This is a genomic window from Pararhodobacter oceanensis (assembly GCF_003076755.1).
GTDB classification, from domain to species: Bacteria; Pseudomonadota; Alphaproteobacteria; order Rhodobacterales; family Rhodobacteraceae; genus Pararhodobacter; species Pararhodobacter oceanensis.
On record NZ_QDKM01000003.1, the window covers coordinates 179,756 to 196,366 of the forward strand.

Below are 16,611 nucleotides of genomic sequence, written 5' to 3' on the forward strand. Positions count from 1 at the left end.
CCAGAGGTGGCCAGTTGTCTCTAAAATAGTGATGCGGCGGGCGACTTCAATGCGATATTGCCATTACCTTGCCAATCGGCGGGATCGGGCGGGCAAATAACTGCCATTTCTGCGGATAAAAGGCGAAAGGCGCGGCGATCAGCCGCTGGTTTTGCCAGATCGCGGGGGTGGCGCGCAGGGTCGCCTCGCTGAGACCGGTGTCGCGCCAATGCGGATGCAGCCCTGATTTCGCCTGCGCGCTGAGTTGGGCGAGGCCCTCTGCGCCCATGGCGGCGATCTGGGCGTTTGCGGTCTCGGGGCCGGTGTCTGGGCCAGTTGCGGTCCAGCGCTGGTCCCAGATCTCGCCCACCGGCACCACCTGCCCCGCCACGGCCTGTGCCTCGCGCGCCAGCCGCAGATGCGCACCCTCTTGACTGAGCACACAGCCCGAGAGCACCCCGCCCTCAGTGATCAGCCGTTGCAGCGCCGCGAGACGCGGGCGGTAGGCGGCATGCGAGAGCGCCATCAGAAGATGCGCAAACAGCCGGTCGCGGATTTCCTCGGGCAGGGTGAGCGCGGCGCGGTCGATCAGCAGGGTGCCGCGGTCTTCTGTGACATGCGCGGTGAGCGCCGCTTGGGTTTGCACCTCCAAGGCCGCGCGGGCGTGTTGCATGCGTGCGGCGGTTTGGGCCAAGCATTGGGCGGTGATCCCCAAGGGTTCCAGTGCCACCAGCGCTTGGCGGGCGCGCACCCGTTGGAATTGTGTGTCGGCGTTGCTGGGGTCTTCGATCCACTCTTGCCCGCGCGCGCGCAGCACCTCGCGCAGTGCCTCGCGGGTGGTGTTCAGGAAGGGCCGAAGCCAGAGCATCCCGCCGTGCTCCCGCGCTGGTGCCATCGCCGCAAGCCCGTCAACGCCCGAACCGCGCGCCAGACGCATCAACAGGGTTTCCGCCTGATCCTCCAGCGTATGCGCCACGATCACCGCGTCCACGCGGCCGGCCGCCCAGGTGCCGATCAGCCGCAACCGCGCCCTGCGGGCCGCGTCTTGCAGGTTGCCTTCGGCCTCGGCGCCCTCCCAGTTCAGCACCTGATGCGCCACGCCAAGCCGCGCGCAGGTCTCGCCAACAAACCGCGCTTCACTGGCGGATTCGGCGCGTAACCCGTGATCGACCGTCACCGCTGCCACGTGCTCGGCGCCCAGCGCCTCGACCGCCAGCAGCAAAGCCGCCAGCGAATCACCGCCGCCGGAGACGGCGACGCCAAGGCGCTGCACCCCGCCCTGCGCCTGCAGCGCCGAGGTCAAAGCAAAAAGGGGCTCAGTCGCGCTCACGCCCTGCCCCCGTCATCTGTCCTAAAATATCCTCGGGGGGTGAATTGCGCGCAGCGCAAGAGGGGGGCCGACAGCCCCCCTTCACGGTGTCAAACCACACCGCCCGCATGATCAGTTTGAGACCACCACCACCGCGCGGCGGTTCAGGTCCCAGCAGCGCTGCTGTGCGCAGGCCTCAACCGGGCGTTCCTTGCCGTAGCTGACCGTGCGCAGGCGCGACGCGGCGACGCCCTGCCCGATCAGGAACTGCTCGACCCGTGCGGCACGGCGGGCGCCCAATGCGACGTTATATTCGCGGGTGCCGCGCTCGTCGGCGTGGCCTTCGATCAGGATCGAATACTGCGGGTTGCGGTTCAGCCAGACCGCCTGCGTGCGCAGGATCACCTGCCCCTGTTCCGACAGATCGGTCGAGTTGAGGGTGAAATGCACGGTGTCGCCGATGGTCTGGTTGAAATAGGCAATCGACGCCGGATCGCTGGGATCGCCCAGCGCCGTGGAATTGATGCCGCTGCCTTGGCCGTAATCATAGTCATCCGCGCCGCCGCGCGGGTTCGAACATGCCGCCAGCACAATCGCGACGGCCAGTAACGTGGCTTTATTCAGAAAACTCATGGTGTTGATCCTTGTTGATCGTCCTGCCCCGCGGGCATTGTATCAGAGCGCAACCGTCGGGGGAATCACCGGCAGATCACGTTCTTGTCGCTTTGGTGCCGCGCCTGCCATTGCCGGTTTCCGGCCACTGCTGCAAGGGCGGTCATCGTGTTGGTGGTCACGGCAACAGCGGTGACCATGACGGGTCCGAGGCCGGTCCCGGTGTCGGCACGCGGCGCAGGTTGCGGCCGGTGATATCGACCGTCATCAGCACCGGATCGCCGCCCGCCTCTTCGCGGGTGAACATGATCACGCGGCCATTAGGCGACCATGTCGGGCCTTCATCGAGGAAGCTGGCGGTCAGTAGCCGCTCATTCGAGCCATCGGTGCGCATGACGCCGATATGGAACCGCCCGTTAAGCTGTTTGGTAAAGGCCACCAGATCGCCGCGCGGCGACCAGACCGGCGTTGAATAGCGCCCCTGCCCCTGGCTGACGCGCTCGGCCGCGCCGCCCGCCACCGGCATGATATAGAGCTGCGAGTTGCCCGAGCGGTCGCTTTCAAAGATCACCCGCTGGCCATCGGGCGCGAAACTGGGTGCAGTATCAATGGCTTGGGTCTGGGTCAGCTGCCAACGCTGGCCGCTGGTCAGATTGAGCATATAAAGATCGGTGCTGCCACCCACCGAGAGCGAATAGACCACCGATTGCCCGTCAGGCGCAAAGCGCGGGGCAAAGGTCATCTCGCCGGGCTGGTCGCCGATCACCTGACGGCGACGGCTGGCAACATCCATCAGATAGATGCGCGGAAAGCCGGTCTCGTAGCTGGTGAACAGGATGCGGTCGCCGGTGGGCGAGAACCGCGGCGCAAAGGCCAGCGAGGTGCCATCGGTCAGATATTGGGTATTGGCGCCGTCCTGATCCATGATCGCCACCTGTTTGCGGCGGTTGGTGCGCGGCCCCGATTCGGCGATAAACACCACGCGGCTGTCGAAATAACCGCTCTCGCCGGTGAGCCGCTGATAGACCTGATCCGAGACCCGGTGCGCCATCCGCCGCCAGGCATCGGTGCGCCCGTCGAGTTGCAGACCGTCGCCCAACTGCTGGCCCGTCACCACGTCGAACAGGCGGAATTTCACCGTGATCTGCTGGGCGTTGACCCGCACCGCGCCGGTGACCAGCGCGCGGGCGTTGATAGTGCGCCAGTCGGAGAATTGCACCGGACTGTCAAAGCTGGTGATTCGCCCGATATGCGAGGATTGCGGGATCTCGCGTAACAGGCCCGTGCCGGTGAGATTATCGGCAATCACCTGCGCCAGCGAGGTCGCATATTCGGAACCAGCGCCATTCTCGGCGACAAAAGCGGGCACCGCGAAGGGCACCGGCTCGATCACGCCCTCGTTGATCTCGATACGCAGCGGGGTTTGCTGGGCGAATGCGAGTTTCGGCGCGAGGGCGAAACCGGCCAGCAAACCAAGCACGGGGCGGCGGGAAATCTGGGTCATCGTGTCATCATCCGTGCTGGGTTAAAGGTAATCTCTACAAACCGCCATTGATCATACAGGTCCGGCGGCAGGCCGTAGCCATTGATACCACATTGCACGATCGCTTGTCGCCCGGCGTCAAAGGCGGCCTGCTGTGCGGCGAGCCCGCCGCCTTGGGCGTTGACCAGCCGGATCGAGGATTCGACGGGCCGCGCGTCGGCGGTCATTTCAAAGCCGATTTCCACCACCACGCCCAGCGCCTCGGTCGAGAGGATGCCGACGTTCCAGCAGCTTTCGATATTAAGCCGCAGCGCGTCGATATCCGAGGCGGCGAGGCTGGGTGCGGGATCAACCCCCAGATCGGAGGTCAGCGCCTGAAGAAGCGCGTCCTCGATCGCTGAAGCGGTGGCTTCGGGGGCCGGGGTGGGCTCGGGAGTCGGCTCGGGTGTTGGCTCCGGTGTGGACGCGGGGGTCGGTGCGGGCGCGGCGGGGGTGGCCGCGATCGGTTCGGGCAGCGCCGGACGGCGGCGCGGACGCAGGCTGACCTCGGGCGCGGTGGCGGTGCGCTGCGCCGGTTCGGTCTCGGAAATCCGCGTCGCTTCGGTGACGGTTTCGGTGGCGGCGGCCTCGCGCTGGGTGGCTTCCTGCGCCTCTTCGGCCTCGACCGTGGCGGTGGCGTCAGGGGTCACTGCGGCCTGATCCTGCGGCGCGATGGTGATCTGCGGGTCCGGCGTCGGCGCGGCCTCGGGGGCGACACGCTCGGCGGGGCGCTGCACCGGGGTGAGACTGGCGTCCGGCGTGACCGTGGGCGCGATCACCGCAGCCTGAGGCGGCTCGGGCGCGGGGGCTGGAGGTGTCGGGGCAGGCTCCGGTGCCGGTTCAGGCGCCGGAGTTGGGGCGGGTGCGGGCGGTGTTTCGACCGGCGGCGGCGGTGTGATCGCGGCCGGAGGGGTAATCGGCGCGGGTGTAGGCTCTGGGGCCGGTTCGGGCCTTGGCTCGGGTCTTGGCTCAGGCGTTGGTTCCGGCTGGGGTGCGGCGGCGGGCGGCGGCGTTAGCGGCTGCATGAGCTGCTCGAAATCCTGCGCCGAAAGCAGCGCGACCTCGGTCACCTCGGGGACAAACGGGTCCTCGGGCCGGTTGAACAGATCGAACAGCATCACCCAGAGGATCAGCCCGATATGCAGCACAGCCGAAAGCTTCTGGCCGGTGTTCAACCGCTGCCAGACATTCGGCTTTTGACCGCTGTTCAGAGTGTTATGCGCCACTGCCGCCATGGGTTATTGATCCGTGCCGGCTCCGAACGTCGGGCCGCCTGTCTCGGTCACCAGACCGATGTTGCGAAAGCCTCCGGCGTTCAGCGCGCCCATCAATTCCGCCACCCGCGCATAGGGGATCGCCCCGTCAGCACGCAGGAAGATACGGGTATCCTGCCGCTCGGCGGCAATCGCCTGCAGCCGCGGCAGCAGCTCATTGGCGGCGATTTCGGTGGTTTGTAGCAGCAACTGGCCATCGGCGGTCAGGGTGATCGCCAAGGGTTCCTCTTGCTCGGCAGCCAGCGCTCCGGCGGCGGATTCGGGCAGTTCCACCGGCACACCAACGGTGAGCATCGGTGCCGCGACCATAAAGATGATCAGGAGCACCAGCATCACATCGACAAAGGGTGTGACGTTGATTTCCGACATGCGTTTGGCCTGCCCGCGACGGCGCCGCCGCGTGCCCGATCCCGATTGTCTGCGGATTGCCTGTGCCCCCATGATCAGGCGTCCAGATTGCGCGACAGGAGGGTACCGAATTCATCGGCGAATTGCTCGTAGCCGCTGGCGATAGTGTCGCTGTCGTCGGACAGTTTGTTGTAAAAGATCGTCGCCGGGATCGCCGCGAGGAGGCCGAGTCCGGTGGCCAGCAGCGCCTCGGCGATGCCGGGGGCGACGACGGCGAGGTTGGTCGATTGCGCCAAGGCGATCTCCTCAAAGGCGTTCTTGATGCCCCAGACGGTGCCGAAGAGGCCGATGAAGGGGCTGGCCGAGCCGACCGAGGCGAGGAAGGTCAGCCCCGCGTTCAGCCCCCGCGCCTCGCGGTCAATCGCCACATCCATCGAGCGGTCGATACGCTGCGGCGTGCCGGGGATCAGCGCGCCGTCCTGCCGATGCGAGCGTTGCCATTCGGCCATACCGGCGGAAAACACCCGCTCCGGCCCGCTGCTGGGCGCGCCGCCAATACGGGCGTAAAGCTCATCCAGAGGCTCACCGGACCAGAAGGCGGTGTCGAATTCAGCGGCCTGCGCGCGGGCGCGGCGGAAGGTGAGATGCTTTTGAATGATGATCCCCCACGACCAGAAAGAGGCCGCGATCAGCAGGATCATCACCAGCTTCACGGTGAAGGTCGCGCGCATGAACAGCGCTAGCAGCGAGAAATCAATATCGGCAGCATTCGCCAGCGTGGCGGTATCCATAGGGCCTAGGTCCTGCTCTTTGGTGGGCGTCGATTGTGGCGTTGGTGCCTGTTGCGCTCATCTGCCGCGATTCTATCCACATTCCAAGCCCGACGCCAAGCTTCCCACGCGAATGTTACGGTTTTCCGCCGAGTATGACAGTGATTTGAGCCAGTTCTGGCGGCAGGCGGCGCGGACGCCCGTCCAGCGACATCGCCACCAGCGTGGCGCGGGCCTTGAATAGGCAGGTTTCGGCGCGCCAGACCTGCTGCACCAGCACCAGCCGCGCGGGTGAGACCTGCGCGGCATGGGTGCGGACCTGTAGCTGCTCGTCCAGCCGCGCGGGGGCGAGGAAATCGGCCTCGATCCGGTGAACGGCGAACACGGTGCCGGCATCGCGCAGGGCGTTCTGGTCGATGCCCAGCGCGCGGACCCAGTCGGAACGGGCGCGCTCGATGAATTTGAGGTAGTTCGCGTGGTAGACGATGCCGCCCATATCGGTGTCTTCGTAATAGACGGTGACGGGGAAATGATGGGTCATAAGGCGCCTTCGGGTTGGGATGCGGCGGCAGGTTAGGGGGAAGTGATTGGGCTGGCAATCGGGGTGGCGGACGCGCAGGGACGCGCCTGACCCTGGGTGGGCGATCCGGCCTTGCCACGATGCGGTGTGCTTGGAAGCATTGGCGTCGTTCGGGCGGTGAAGGGCATCGCCGATGCGCCCTCCCATGGGGAGGGTCGGGCGCGGCCCGTGGGTGCCACGGGCCTGAGGGGTGGGTTGGCAGCGCGAAGGGACGCGCCGGACTCTGGGTGGGCGCCGCTGCCGTTGCCGCGATGCGGGGCGTTTGGAAGCATAGATGCCGGATGCGCGGTGACGGACGTCGCCAAGGCGCCCTCCCGGGGGGGAGGGTCGGGCGCGGCCCGTGGGTGGGCCGGGTAAGAGGGCTGCAACGAGGGGCTGCGCATTACTGTGGTCGGTGGGGGTCGCGCGCCAGGGGGGTGGAATGTCGCGGGTGGGGGTATATCTGAGGGGCACTGCAAGGAATTGTGACGGCGGGTTCCGCCGCTGCCATCGTCGCGGCTGGGCGGATTTGCTAGGCGGCGACAAGATAAAGTAACAAAGGGAGGTCGCGATGACCCCGATCAGCGTTGATATTGTCTCGGATGTGGTCTGCCCCTGGTGCGCCATCGGATATCTACAGTTGGAAAAGGCCTCGAAAGCCAGCGGCATTCCGATCGAGGTGCATTGGCATCCGTTTGAATTGAACCCCGATATGGCGCCCGAGGGCGAGAACCTTGGCGAGCATCTGGCGCGCAAATACGGCAGTTCGGCGGCGGATTCGGTGCAGACCCGCGAGCGGCTGGCCGGGTTTGGCGCGGGGCTGGGGTTCGCATTCAATTACTCCGACCAAAGCCGCATGGTGAACACCTTCAAGGCGCATCAATTGATGGATTGGGCGGCGGCGCAGGGCAAGAAACATGAGCTGAAGCTGGCGCTCCTCAGTGCCTATTTCGAGCAGCAACTGGATGTCTCGGATATCGAGGTGCTGGAGGAAAAGGCCGGCGAGGTCGGGCTGGAGAATGCGGCGGCGCGGGCGGTGCTGGAAAGCGGCGAGCGGGCGGAATCGGTGCGCGAAAACCAGCAATTCTGGACCAGCCGCGGCATTCAGGGGGTGCCGGCGATGGTTTTTGAACGGCAGCATCTGGTGACCGGCGCGCAGGGGGAGGAGAATTACGCGAATATCCTCCAGCAGCTGGTTGATATGCGGGCGGCCTGAGGGGGCCGTCCCGCGCGTGGGACAGGGTGCGGGACGAGTGATATCAAGGGGTTGGCTTGTTGGATTAGGGGTTTGTTAAGGGTTTTTGGGTGTTGGAGAGAGCCGGAGGTGTGGCGATACTGTCGGCCCAGAACGGACCTAGGTTAGGTGAACCAAGGCAGCAAAGCGACGGCACCATATACCGGACAATCAGGCAAAACCCAATTAGGGTGAAAAGCGTGGCAACATCGACTTTCTAAAGCTGTTATTATTTGTCATTGTTCGGAAAGGATCGAAAAGAAGATCAAACCGCATAGAGAGTGTATTGAAAAGTGCCCGGATTAGACAAAAAAGTGATTGATGATATCGACTGGGCCAAAGCTGTCCAGAATATCATTGTCGATAATCGTTCAGATTTCATACTCGCTCCGCACTTTGACATCATCTTTCGCGAAAAGAGCGAAGAGTTGAAGCAACAACTCTCCTCGGCGCTCGGCGCGGGCGTTTATGAGCCTCAGCTTCCGATCCAAATGAGCGTACCCAAGCAAGGCATCCTTTCCCGCCCAGGAAGCATCTTGCTTCCTCAAGACCGGCTTCTGTACCAGGGACTTGTCGAAGATATACTCCCTCAATTGGAAGCTCAAATGGACAGGGGTAGAACGTTCAGCCACGTACCATCAGGCGAAGATCAGCGCCTCTTCGCACCATCTTTCGATGCTTGGAATGCATTTCAACAAAGAGTCGAACAAATTTGTGGAGAACGCCCCTTCATTCTTCAATGCGATGTCGCAAATTTCTTTGAGACCCTTCCTCAACATCCACTGATCAACGCTTTGGAAGGAAGCGGGTGCAGAGCCGAGTCAGTTCGACTGTTGGAAAAAACTCTCACAAGTTTCAAACAAAGTGTTTCCCAAGGTATTATTCAAGGAGTTTTCCCATCAGATGTACTCGGCAATTTTTACTTGACGGACATCGACGGACTATGCGCGCTGAAAGGCTTGCCGTCTGCACGCTACGTTGATGACATCTATATCGGCTTCGAAACCGAGCTTGAGGTCAAAATATTTCTCAATACACTGATTGAGAAGTTAAGAAAAGTTGGTCTCAATCTCAATCCAACAAAAACGAAAATCGTTGAATCGCGCACACTCCTTTTCGAGCAAAAAGAAATTGATACATTGTTTGACACAGCAAGAGCAGAGATAGCGGACGCGAAGGATTTGGTTGAACAAGGCGGCTATGGATTTCAAGGCGACTGGATAAATTCAGACGAACTAGAGGTGGCGATGAACGACGGCTTGGACGATGAGCTAATAGCTGTCCGTGCACTCCTAGATTATCAAGCCGAGACCCCAGACCTTCAAGAAAAAATTGATCGTTTCTGCTTGCCATATTTGCGCTCAGTTGGAGATGAATATGGAATTGAAAGGGCTTTCTCTGGGCTTGCCGAACGCCCCCATCTTACAAGGCACTACTTTTCTTATCTAAATCACTTCGCGAAAAAACATGTAGAGGTAAGAGAACGAATAGAGAGACTGATACGCGCAAACGGATTCCATTTAGACTACCAACGGATGTACTATCTGGCTGGAGTAATGTCTTGCGAAACCGTCGAAAACTCTACAGTCCAGCATGCTCTAAATTGGCTTCAGGATGGTCGTATTGGGGACCCCACACGAGCGATAGCGGCAATATTTGTTGCCAAATTCGGACGGGTGCAAGACAAGAGAAGTGTTCGGGAAATGTATGACAACACTTCGCCTTATATCAAAGCCGCCATACTGTATTCAGGACAATTTTTTGTTGGGGCGGATAAGTCCGCAATGAAGAAAGCGTGGCGCGGCCATTCTGAAATCAACTCTCTCATTGCCTCTTCGATATAGCTGCACTCTTCGGGCATATCTAATTGTTTCGAATGGAAACATCTCATCAGGTGACTAAGCGTTAGCTCTCTCTTGGCGAACTCCCCCCTCACACCAACCGCGCAAACAACCTCAACGCGTGGCTCGCGTCCCGTGCCACCGGTGGCAGCACGCGGTCGTAGCCTGCCGCGATCAGGGCGGCGATGTCGGGGTGCAACACGGCGGTGTCGCCGGCGCGGACCAGGGGCGCGCGCTCAGCAAAGGCGGTGTCGGACCATAGGAGGATCACCTGCACCGCCTGCATCAGCGCGATATCGGCGGCGGGCAGCGCGGACATCTGCGCGTCCATCCGCACAAAGACAAAGGCCGCTTTGATCGCCCCGTCCTCGTCAAAGCGGAAGGCGCGGTATTGGCTGGCATTCCCCTCTTTGAGCCGCGCGACGGTGGCGGCGAGGCCCTCGACCAGACGGTCAAGATCGCGGACATCCAGCAGCTCGTCCCAGTCGCGAAAGAAGAACACCATCAGGTTGACGCCCAGCTCGGGGTCATGCTCGGCCATCTGGTGGCCCGCCAGCAGCACCACCGCCTCGATCGCGCCCTTGACCGTGGCCAGTGTCGCATCGTCGGTGCCAAAGACAATCGGCACAATCGGGCGGCCCCAGCGGGCAAACAGAAAGCTGCCGTCAGCGCGGGTGAACAGGGACTGGATGGCGTCGGGCGTCAGGTCGGTTGTGGGCGTGGTCATGCGGCCTCGGTCAAGCGTCGTCTAGGGATCGGAGTAGTCGCGGATAGAGCGCCCCGAGCGTCAGGGCGCGCAACACATACAGCACAAACATCGCCGCCCATAGCCCATGATTGCCCAAGGGCAAGAAGAGGTAGAGCGCCGCCGCATAGCCCGCGACCGCGACAATCATCGCGTTGCGCATATCATGGGTGCGGGTGGCGCCGATGAAGATACCGTCGAGCATAAAGCTGGCGACACCAAACAGCGGCGAGAGCGCGGCCCAGATCAGGAAGGCGCGGGCGGCAGAGCGGACCTCGGGCGCGGTGGTGAGCGTGTCGATGATGGTGCCGCCGAGCAGCAAAAAGCCCAGCGTCATGATCAGCGCGCCGCCGAGCGACCAGATCGAGGCAAGGTGCACGGCGCGGCGAAAGGCAGGAATGCGGCGGGCGCCCACGGCCTGGCCGACGAGGGTTTCGGCGGCGAAGGCAAAGCCGTCGAGCAGGAAGGCCATCAGGGTGAGGAACTGCAAGAGCACCTGATTGGCGGCCAGTTGCGTGTCGCCCTGCCCCGCCGAGAGGAACAGGAAGCTGGTGAAACTGGCCTGCAAGAGCACCGAGCGCACCATGATATCGCCGTTGACCGAGGCCATGCGGCGCAGCCTCAGCGCGTCAAATATCCGCGCGGCGGTGCGGCGCAGGGCATCGCGGCAGAGCCAGAGGCCGAATGTGGCACCGGCGATCTCGGCGATCAGCGTGGCGCCTGCGACCCCGGCGACGCCCCAGCCGAGGCCGAGGACAAAGAGGATATCGAGGGTGATATTGAGCCCGTTCATCACCACTTGCAGGGCGAGGACAGCGCGGGTGCGTTCGAGCGCGATCAGCCAGCCGCTGAGCGCATAGGTGGCGATGATCGCCGGTGCGCCCCAGATGCGGATCGCCAGATATTCGGCGGTGAGGGACTCCACCTCGGCGCTGGCGGGGGCGAGTTGGAAGGCGGCCCAGGTGAAGGGGATTTGCAGGGTGATCAGCAGCGCGCCCGCCGCTGCGGCAACCAAGAGCCCGCGTTTGAGGATCGCACCGGATTCGTCATGGTCTCCGGCGCCGTGGGCCTGCGCGGCGAGGCCGGTGGTGCCCATGCGCAGAAAGCCGAAGATCCAGTAGACCGAGGTCAGGATCACGGCGCCGAGGCCAACGGCGCCGATTGGCGCGGCCTCGCCCAATTGGCCGACGACGGCGGTATCGACGAGGCCCAAGAGCGGCACGGTGACATTGGCCGCGACGATCGGCAGGGCAATGCGCAGCACGCGGGCGTGGGTCAATTGGGGGGCGATCTGGGTCAAGCCTAGGCCTCGGGGGTCGGCGCGGGGGTCGGCGCGGTGGGGTCGTCGCGGCTGGGCAGCAGGAAATGGCCGGTGGCCTGGGCGAAGAGCCGCGCGCGGTTGTCCTGCCAGGCCTCGACATGCACCGAGGCATAGCGCCGCCCCGAGCGGTTGATCCGCGCCCGCGCATAGGCGTCACGCGGCAGGCCTGAGCGCAGGTAATCGACGGTGAAATCAATCGTCTTGGGCAGGCGCGGCAGATGCGCGGCGTCGAGTTTGCGCGGATCGAGCGTGCCTTGCTCCATCTCCTCCCAGAGGATCGACCAGGAGAGTTCGATCACTGCGGTGACCTCGAGAAAGGCCGAGGTGACGCCGCCGTGGATCGCGGGCAGGAAGGGGTTGCCGATCAGCTTGTCTTGGAACGGCAGAACGGCGGTGAGTTCATCGCCCCTGCGGTCGAACTGGATGCCGAGAAAGTTGATATAGGGGATGCCCGCGACCAGATTGCGCAGGGCGGTGTCGCGGCGTTGTTTGATCACCTGCACCGGCTCGGGTTTGGCGCCTCTCATGCTGTGCCCTCCGATTTGGCGGGTTTGCCCTCGACTTTGGGCTTTTTGGCATTGCCCTCCATGGTGAAGGCGCCCTGCGCGGTGGCGACCGGCAATCCGCTGTCCTCGTCATGAGCGGTGGCGCGGACAAAGGCGACCGAGCGGGTGGCGTGGAAACACTCGGCCCGCGCGGTGATTCGCTGCCCCGGTGTGGCGGCGCGCATATAGTCGATGCGCAGGTCCAGCGTGGCGGTGCCCTTGGCGCCGGGATGCGACATCACCGCCGCGCCACAGCAGGTATCCAGCAGCGCCGAGACCGCGCCGCCCGCGATAACCCCGGTGGCGGGGTCACCGACCAGATGCGGCGCCCATGGCATCGAGATCACCGCCTTGCTGTCGCCGATCTCTTCGAGTTGCAGGCCCAGCGCCTTGGCATGGGGGATCGCGGCGATGAATTGTTGAGCGGGGGAAATGTCGGCCATGGTCGGTCAGATATCCTTGGGCGGTTGTCTCGGCGAGATGTGGCGGGCAGCTATGGTGGCAGGGGGCGTGGCAGGACGGGTGCCGTGTTGGATGGCAGTTCTGGTGGCGCCGACTGTCGCTGCAGTTGCCCGCGCGCGCAAGGCTATGTGGCATTTCACCTGTGTAAAAGGCAATGGTTGCGCCTGCCGCGGCGGCGGCTTACGTTGAGGTAATTCAGCCCAGACGGAGGCCGGCAGAACCGCGATGAGCGAGCAATTACTCTCTTTCAAAGACATGTGCGCAAAGTTCGACGTGACGCCCAGAACCTTGCGGTATTACGAATATATCGAGCTGCTCAAACCCGAGAAAGAGGGCCGCAACCGGTTCTACGGTGCGCGTGAAATCGCCCGTATGACGCTGATCCTGCGCGGGCGTCGGTTCGGCTTTACGCTGGAGGAATTGCGCCAGTGGCTGTTGATGTATGAGACCAAGGGCAATGCCGGGCAGATGTCCGCCTTTGTCGAGATGGCGGACCGGCAGCTGGTGGAACTGGAACGGCAATATGCGGAACTGGCGGTGACCATCGAGGACCTGAAATCGCTGCGCGAGGAGGCCGCGGAACTGGCCACCGAGGCGGAGGTCTGAGCGGATGCCGCGCTGGGGGGCGGGGTGGCATTCAAGCGCGACAGAGCGCAGCGCCTGACCGCGGGGCTTCATGGCACCACAATAAGCGCAACAGAGCGTATCGCCAGACCGCATGGCACCTCAATAAGCGCAACACAGCGTATCGCCAGACCGCATGGCACCTCAATAAGCGCAACAGAGCGCATCGCCAGACCGCGGGGTGGCGAGCCCTACCGCAGAACAGCGAGCTTTATGGTGGCAAAATCCGCATAACATCCAAGCGGCGCGCATACATCAACCGGATCGCCAGCCCGAGGGGCGGTCCCCCCTCTCGGTGATTTTGAGAAAATCACCTGCCGGGTCGACGGGACGATGCGCGGCGGCTAACGCCTTGATTCCGCGCAGGGGCGGCAGACCAACGAAGCGTAACGCTTGGCCGCAGAACCTCATGGCACCACATCAAGCGCAACACAGCGCAGCGGCAGACCGCGGGGTGGCGAACCCTACCGCAGAACAGCGCGGTTTATGGTGGCAAAATCCGAGCACAGATCGAGCAACGCGCATACGGCATCCAGATCGCCAGCCCGGGGGGCGGTCTGGCGATGCGCGGCGGCTTCGCCTTGATTCCGCGCGGGGCGGCAGACCAACGGGGCGTAACGCTAGACCGCAGAGCCTCGTGGCAGCATATTATGCAAAACACAGCGCGGGGCCCCCGCTTGCGACGCAACCCTCCCTGCGGGTTCAAGACCTGCTCTGTCGCGCCTGCCTTTGCCCGTTTGTGACGCAACGTCGAGCTTACGTTAACGTAAAGCACTCTTCATTTTCTATTCATACGCGTTACATAAAGCTAAGCGAACCGACTGCTGTGCTGTGCGAGGTAAGAATGGAAGACGACCTGATGACCATCCGCCAGATGTGTGACGCGTTCGATGTGACGCCGCGCACGCTGCGCTTTTACGAAGCCAAAGAGTTGATTTTCCCGCGCCGGAACGGCCAGAAACGGCTCTATGACCGGCGCGACCGCGGGCGGCTCAAGCTGATCCTGCGCGGCAAGCGCTTTGGCTTTGCGCTGGAAGAAATGCGCCAGCTATTGAACCTTTATGACCGTGGCGACGCGCAAGAAGAACAGCTGACCCGCACCTATGAGGCGGCGCGTGAACGGCTCGCGCAGATGGAACGCCAGCGCGACGAGTTGAACGAAGCGATTGAGGAATTGCGCGAACAGCTTGAGCAGGGCGCCGAGATGATGACCGCCTTCCGCCGCCCCGCTGCCTAAAGCCTGAGGCCCGCCAGCCAACGCCCGCCACTCAACGCCCGCCAGCCGCATGGCCCCCGCAGACAGGGGCGCAGAGGCCGGCCCTTCGACCGAGTTTCGACGCCAGATTTACCGAACAACGCCGCCCCGCCGGCACCCGCCAGGAGATATCCATGACCCGCTATATCGCCCCCGTCAAAGACATGCAGTTCATCCTTCATGATGTGCTCAAGGCCAATGGCCTCGACATTCCCGGCTATGACGAGCTGGAGCCCGAATTCACCAATGCGATCTTTGAAGAGGCCGGAAAACTGGCCACCGAGGTGTTGGAGCCGCTGAACGCCATTGGCGACACCGAGGGCTGCCGCTTGGAAAACGGCGTCGTCTACACGCCCACCGGCTTTAAGGACGCCTTTGAAAAGGTCAAGGAAGGCGGCTGGAACGGGCTCGATCTGCCCGAGGAATTCGGCGGCCAGAACCTGCCCTATGTGATGGGGATCTCGGTTGGCGAAGTGCTGATGTCGGGCAATATGGCCTTCAACATGTATCAGGGCCTGACCCATGGCGCGATCAACGCGCTCTTGGCCCATGCCACGCCCGAGCAAAAGGCCACCTATCTGCCGAAAATGGTCTCGCTGGAATGGACCGGCACGATGAACCTGACCGAGCCCCATTGCGGCACCGATCTGGGGCTGATCCGCACCAAAGCCGTGCCGCAGGATGACGGCAGCTACAAGATCACCGGCCAGAAGATTTTCATCTCGGCGGGCGATCATGATCTGGCCGAGAACGTCATCCATCTGGTGCTGGCGAAAGCGCCGGGCGGTGGTGAGGGCACCAAGGGCATCAGCCTGTTCATTGTGCCGAAGATCAACGTCAAGGAGGACGGCTCTCTGGGCGCCAGCAACGGTGTTTCGGTCGGCAAGGTCGAAGAGAAAATGGGCATCCACGGCAATGCCACCTGCGTGATGAATTTCGACGAGGCCAATGGCTATCTGGTCGGCGAGTTGCACAAGGGTATGCGAGCGATGTTCGTGATGATGAACGAGGCCCGCGTCGGCGTTGGCCTGCAGGGCTATGCGATGGCCGAGATCGCCTATCAGAACGCCGTCGATTACGCCCGCGACCGTCTGCAGGGCCGTGCCGTCACCGGTGCCGAGAACCCCGAAGGCCCCGCCGACCCGCTGATCGTGCATCCCGATATCCGCCGCAACCTGATGGACCAGAAGTCGTTTATCGAGGGCGCGCGGGCCTTTACTTATTGGGGCGCGCATCTGTTGGACCGCGGCCACCGGCTCGGCGACAAAGAGGCCGAGGGGCTGATCTCCTTGCTGACGCCGGTGATCAAAGGGTTCCAGACCGACAAGGGTTTCGAGATGACCGTGCAGGCCCAGCAGATCTACGGCGGCCACGGCTATATCGAGGAATCCGGCATGTCGCAGTATGTGCGCGATGCGCGGATTGCGATGATCTATGAGGGCGCCAACGGCGTGCAGGCGCTCGATCTGGTCGGCCGCAAGCTGGCCGCCGATGGTGGCAAACCGGCGATGGCGTTTTTCGAGATGATCAAGGGTTTCATCAAGGAGAACGAGGGCAATGAGGCGCTGAAAGACGGCTTCCTTGAGCCTTTGAAAGCGGGCTCCAAGGACCTGCAGGCGGCGATGATGTATTTCATGCAGAACGGGATGAAAAACCCCAATGCCGCGCTCGCCGGTTCGACCGATTTCATGCATATGTTCGGCCATGTCTGCCTTGGCTATATGTGGGCGCTGATGGCGAAGGCGAGCAGCGAGGCACTGGAAAACGGCACCTCTGACGTTAAGTTCCACGAGACGAAGCTGAAAACCGGGCGCTATTATATGGCCCGCCACCTGCCCGCCACCGGCATGCATCTGGCGCGGATCATGTCGGGCGCCGAGCCGGTGATGGCGCTGGACGAAGACCAGTTCTAAGACTGACTGCGGGGGCGGGCTGCTGGCTGGCCCGCCCCCGTATCGCCTGCTCACCCGCTGCTAACTCACGGGAGTTTTCATGCCCAAACGCCTGCGCCTGACCCGCCGTTTCCCTTGCGCGATGACCGAAGACGGCTATCGTCGGCTGAAACGTTTCGCCAGCGAGGCGGGGCTCGACGAGGGTGAGGCGCTGTCGTTTCTGTTCGAGAATTTCGACAGTGTGACCCATCACGAGAACCTCAGCCACCGGCTGCGGTTGTTCAATTCGGAACTCGAGGCGCGCAAACGGTGAGCGCCG

At 63.0% G+C, this 16,611-nt stretch carries 17 protein-coding genes; 6 read left to right on the forward strand and 11 right to left on the reverse strand.

Annotated features, from left to right (window positions below):
• Window positions 1-46: 46 nt before the first annotated feature.
• The 7 genes from tilS to ybgC form a co-directional block, all read right to left on the reverse strand.
• Window positions 47-1,309 carry a tRNA lysidine(34) synthetase TilS gene (gene tilS, locus DDE20_RS08395; protein ID WP_116558037.1) on the reverse strand — a complete coding sequence of 421 codons (1,263 nt, stop codon included), beginning with the start codon at window positions 1,307-1,309 and terminating at the stop codon, window positions 47-49.
• 111 nt (window positions 1,310-1,420) lie between these two features.
• A complete protein-coding gene (pal, locus tag DDE20_RS08400) occupies window positions 1,421-1,921 on the reverse strand; it encodes a peptidoglycan-associated lipoprotein Pal (protein ID WP_116558038.1) in 501 nt (166 codons plus the stop codon).
• A 157-nt stretch (window positions 1,922-2,078) separates the two neighbouring features.
• Window positions 2,079-3,404, reverse strand: a complete 1,326-nt coding sequence (gene tolB / locus DDE20_RS08405) for a Tol-Pal system beta propeller repeat protein TolB (protein WP_116558039.1) — start codon at window positions 3,402-3,404, stop codon at window positions 2,079-2,081.
• Entirely contained in the window at window positions 3,401-4,657 is a 1,257-nt protein-coding gene (locus DDE20_RS08410; protein ID WP_116558040.1) for a hypothetical protein, read from the reverse strand. The genes tolB and DDE20_RS08410 overlap by 4 nt, the downstream gene beginning before the upstream one ends.
• Before the next feature lie 3 nt (window positions 4,658-4,660).
• Window positions 4,661-5,137 (reverse strand): protein TolR, encoded by a 477-nt coding sequence (gene tolR, locus DDE20_RS08415; RefSeq protein ID WP_116558041.1) that lies wholly within the window; start codon window positions 5,135-5,137, stop codon window positions 4,661-4,663.
• A gap of 2 nt (window positions 5,138-5,139) precedes the next feature.
• Window positions 5,140-5,835 (reverse strand): protein TolQ, encoded by a 696-nt coding sequence (gene tolQ, locus DDE20_RS08420; protein ID WP_116558042.1) that lies wholly within the window; start codon window positions 5,833-5,835, stop codon window positions 5,140-5,142.
• 115 nt (window positions 5,836-5,950) lie between these two features.
• Window positions 5,951-6,355 (reverse strand): tol-pal system-associated acyl-CoA thioesterase, encoded by a 405-nt coding sequence (ybgC, locus tag DDE20_RS08425; RefSeq protein ID WP_116558043.1) that lies wholly within the window; start codon window positions 6,353-6,355, stop codon window positions 5,951-5,953.
• Between the two features lie 589 nt (window positions 6,356-6,944).
• Between ybgC and DDE20_RS08430 the strand changes: the two genes are divergently transcribed.
• Entirely contained in the window at window positions 6,945-7,589 is a 645-nt protein-coding gene (locus DDE20_RS08430; protein WP_116558044.1) for a DsbA family oxidoreductase, read from the forward strand.
• 332 nt (window positions 7,590-7,921) lie between these two features.
• Window positions 7,922-9,451, forward strand: coding sequence for an RNA-directed DNA polymerase (locus DDE20_RS08435; protein WP_133240329.1), 1,530 nt, complete (start codon window positions 7,922-7,924; stop codon window positions 9,449-9,451).
• A gap of 88 nt (window positions 9,452-9,539) precedes the next feature.
• Here DDE20_RS08435 and DDE20_RS08440 read toward each other — a convergent pair whose 3' ends face one another.
• The 4 genes from DDE20_RS08440 to DDE20_RS08455 are packed head-to-tail and all read right to left on the reverse strand — an operon-like array spanning window position 9,540 to window position 12,502.
• Window positions 9,540-10,175 carry a hypothetical protein gene (locus DDE20_RS08440; RefSeq protein ID WP_240607932.1) on the reverse strand — a complete coding sequence of 212 codons (636 nt, stop codon included), beginning with the start codon at window positions 10,173-10,175 and terminating at the stop codon, window positions 9,540-9,542.
• A 10-nt stretch (window positions 10,176-10,185) separates the two neighbouring features.
• A complete protein-coding gene (locus DDE20_RS08445; protein ID WP_116558046.1) occupies window positions 10,186-11,493 on the reverse strand; it encodes an MATE family efflux transporter in 1,308 nt (435 codons plus the stop codon).
• A 2-nt stretch (window positions 11,494-11,495) separates the two neighbouring features.
• Window positions 11,496-12,041, reverse strand: a complete 546-nt coding sequence (locus DDE20_RS08450; RefSeq protein WP_116558047.1) for a PaaI family thioesterase — start codon at window positions 12,039-12,041, stop codon at window positions 11,496-11,498.
• The gene (locus DDE20_RS08455; RefSeq protein ID WP_116558048.1) at window positions 12,038-12,502 is read right to left on the reverse strand and encodes a PaaI family thioesterase; all 465 of its coding nucleotides are present in this window, start codon (window positions 12,500-12,502) and stop codon (window positions 12,038-12,040) included. Before DDE20_RS08455 ends, DDE20_RS08450 begins: the two co-directional genes overlap by 4 nt.
• 244 nt (window positions 12,503-12,746) lie before the next feature.
• On the opposite strand from DDE20_RS08455, the gene DDE20_RS08460 reads away from it, so the two are divergent.
• The 4 genes from DDE20_RS08460 (at window position 12,747) to DDE20_RS08475 (ending at window position 16,605) form a co-directional block, all read left to right on the forward strand.
• Entirely contained in the window at window positions 12,747-13,127 is a 381-nt protein-coding gene (locus DDE20_RS08460; RefSeq protein ID WP_116558049.1) for a MerR family transcriptional regulator, read from the forward strand.
• Window positions 13,128-13,989: 862 nt separating this feature from the next.
• Complete coding sequence (locus tag DDE20_RS08465) at window positions 13,990-14,382, forward strand: MerR family transcriptional regulator (protein WP_116558050.1); 393 nt, start codon at window positions 13,990-13,992, stop codon at window positions 14,380-14,382.
• Between the two features lie 152 nt (window positions 14,383-14,534).
• The gene (locus tag DDE20_RS08470) at window positions 14,535-16,313 is read left to right on the forward strand and encodes an acyl-CoA dehydrogenase C-terminal domain-containing protein (RefSeq protein ID WP_116558051.1); all 1,779 of its coding nucleotides are present in this window, start codon (window positions 14,535-14,537) and stop codon (window positions 16,311-16,313) included.
• A 79-nt stretch (window positions 16,314-16,392) separates the two neighbouring features.
• A complete protein-coding gene (locus DDE20_RS08475) occupies window positions 16,393-16,605 on the forward strand; it encodes a hypothetical protein (protein WP_116558052.1) in 213 nt (70 codons plus the stop codon).
• Window positions 16,606-16,611: the final 6 nt, after the last annotated feature.

Excerpts from the sequence above, each read along its gene's own strand:
- pal (WP_116558038.1), bottom strand. The coding sequence starts at position 1,921 with ATGAGTTTTCTGAATAAAGCCACGTTACTGGCCGTCGCGATTGTGCTG.
- tolB (WP_116558039.1), bottom strand. The coding sequence starts at position 3,404 with ATGACCCAGATTTCCCGCCGCCCCGTGCTTGGTTTGCTGGCCGGTTTC.
- DDE20_RS08410 (WP_116558040.1), bottom strand. The coding sequence starts at position 4,657 with ATGGCGGCAGTGGCGCATAACACTCTGAACAGCGGTCAAAAGCCGAAT.
- tolR (WP_116558041.1), bottom strand. The coding sequence starts at position 5,137 with ATGGGGGCACAGGCAATCCGCAGACAATCGGGATCGGGCACGCGGCGG.
- tolQ (WP_116558042.1), bottom strand. The coding sequence starts at position 5,835 with ATGGATACCGCCACGCTGGCGAATGCTGCCGATATTGATTTCTCGCTG.
- ybgC (WP_116558043.1), bottom strand. The coding sequence starts at position 6,355 with ATGACCCATCATTTCCCCGTCACCGTCTATTACGAAGACACCGATATG.
- DDE20_RS08430 (WP_116558044.1), top strand. The coding sequence starts at position 6,945 with ATGACCCCGATCAGCGTTGATATTGTCTCGGATGTGGTCTGCCCCTGG.
- DDE20_RS08440 (WP_240607932.1), bottom strand. The coding sequence starts at position 10,175 with ATGACCACGCCCACAACCGACCTGACGCCCGACGCCATCCAGTCCCTG.
- DDE20_RS08450 (WP_116558047.1), bottom strand. The coding sequence starts at position 12,041 with ATGAGAGGCGCCAAACCCGAGCCGGTGCAGGTGATCAAACAACGCCGC.
- DDE20_RS08455 (WP_116558048.1), bottom strand. The coding sequence starts at position 12,502 with ATGGCCGACATTTCCCCCGCTCAACAATTCATCGCCGCGATCCCCCAT.
- DDE20_RS08460 (WP_116558049.1), top strand. The coding sequence starts at position 12,747 with ATGAGCGAGCAATTACTCTCTTTCAAAGACATGTGCGCAAAGTTCGAC.
- DDE20_RS08465 (WP_116558050.1), top strand. The coding sequence starts at position 13,990 with ATGGAAGACGACCTGATGACCATCCGCCAGATGTGTGACGCGTTCGAT.
- DDE20_RS08470 (WP_116558051.1), top strand. The coding sequence starts at position 14,535 with ATGACCCGCTATATCGCCCCCGTCAAAGACATGCAGTTCATCCTTCAT.
- DDE20_RS08475 (WP_116558052.1), top strand. The coding sequence starts at position 16,393 with ATGCCCAAACGCCTGCGCCTGACCCGCCGTTTCCCTTGCGCGATGACC.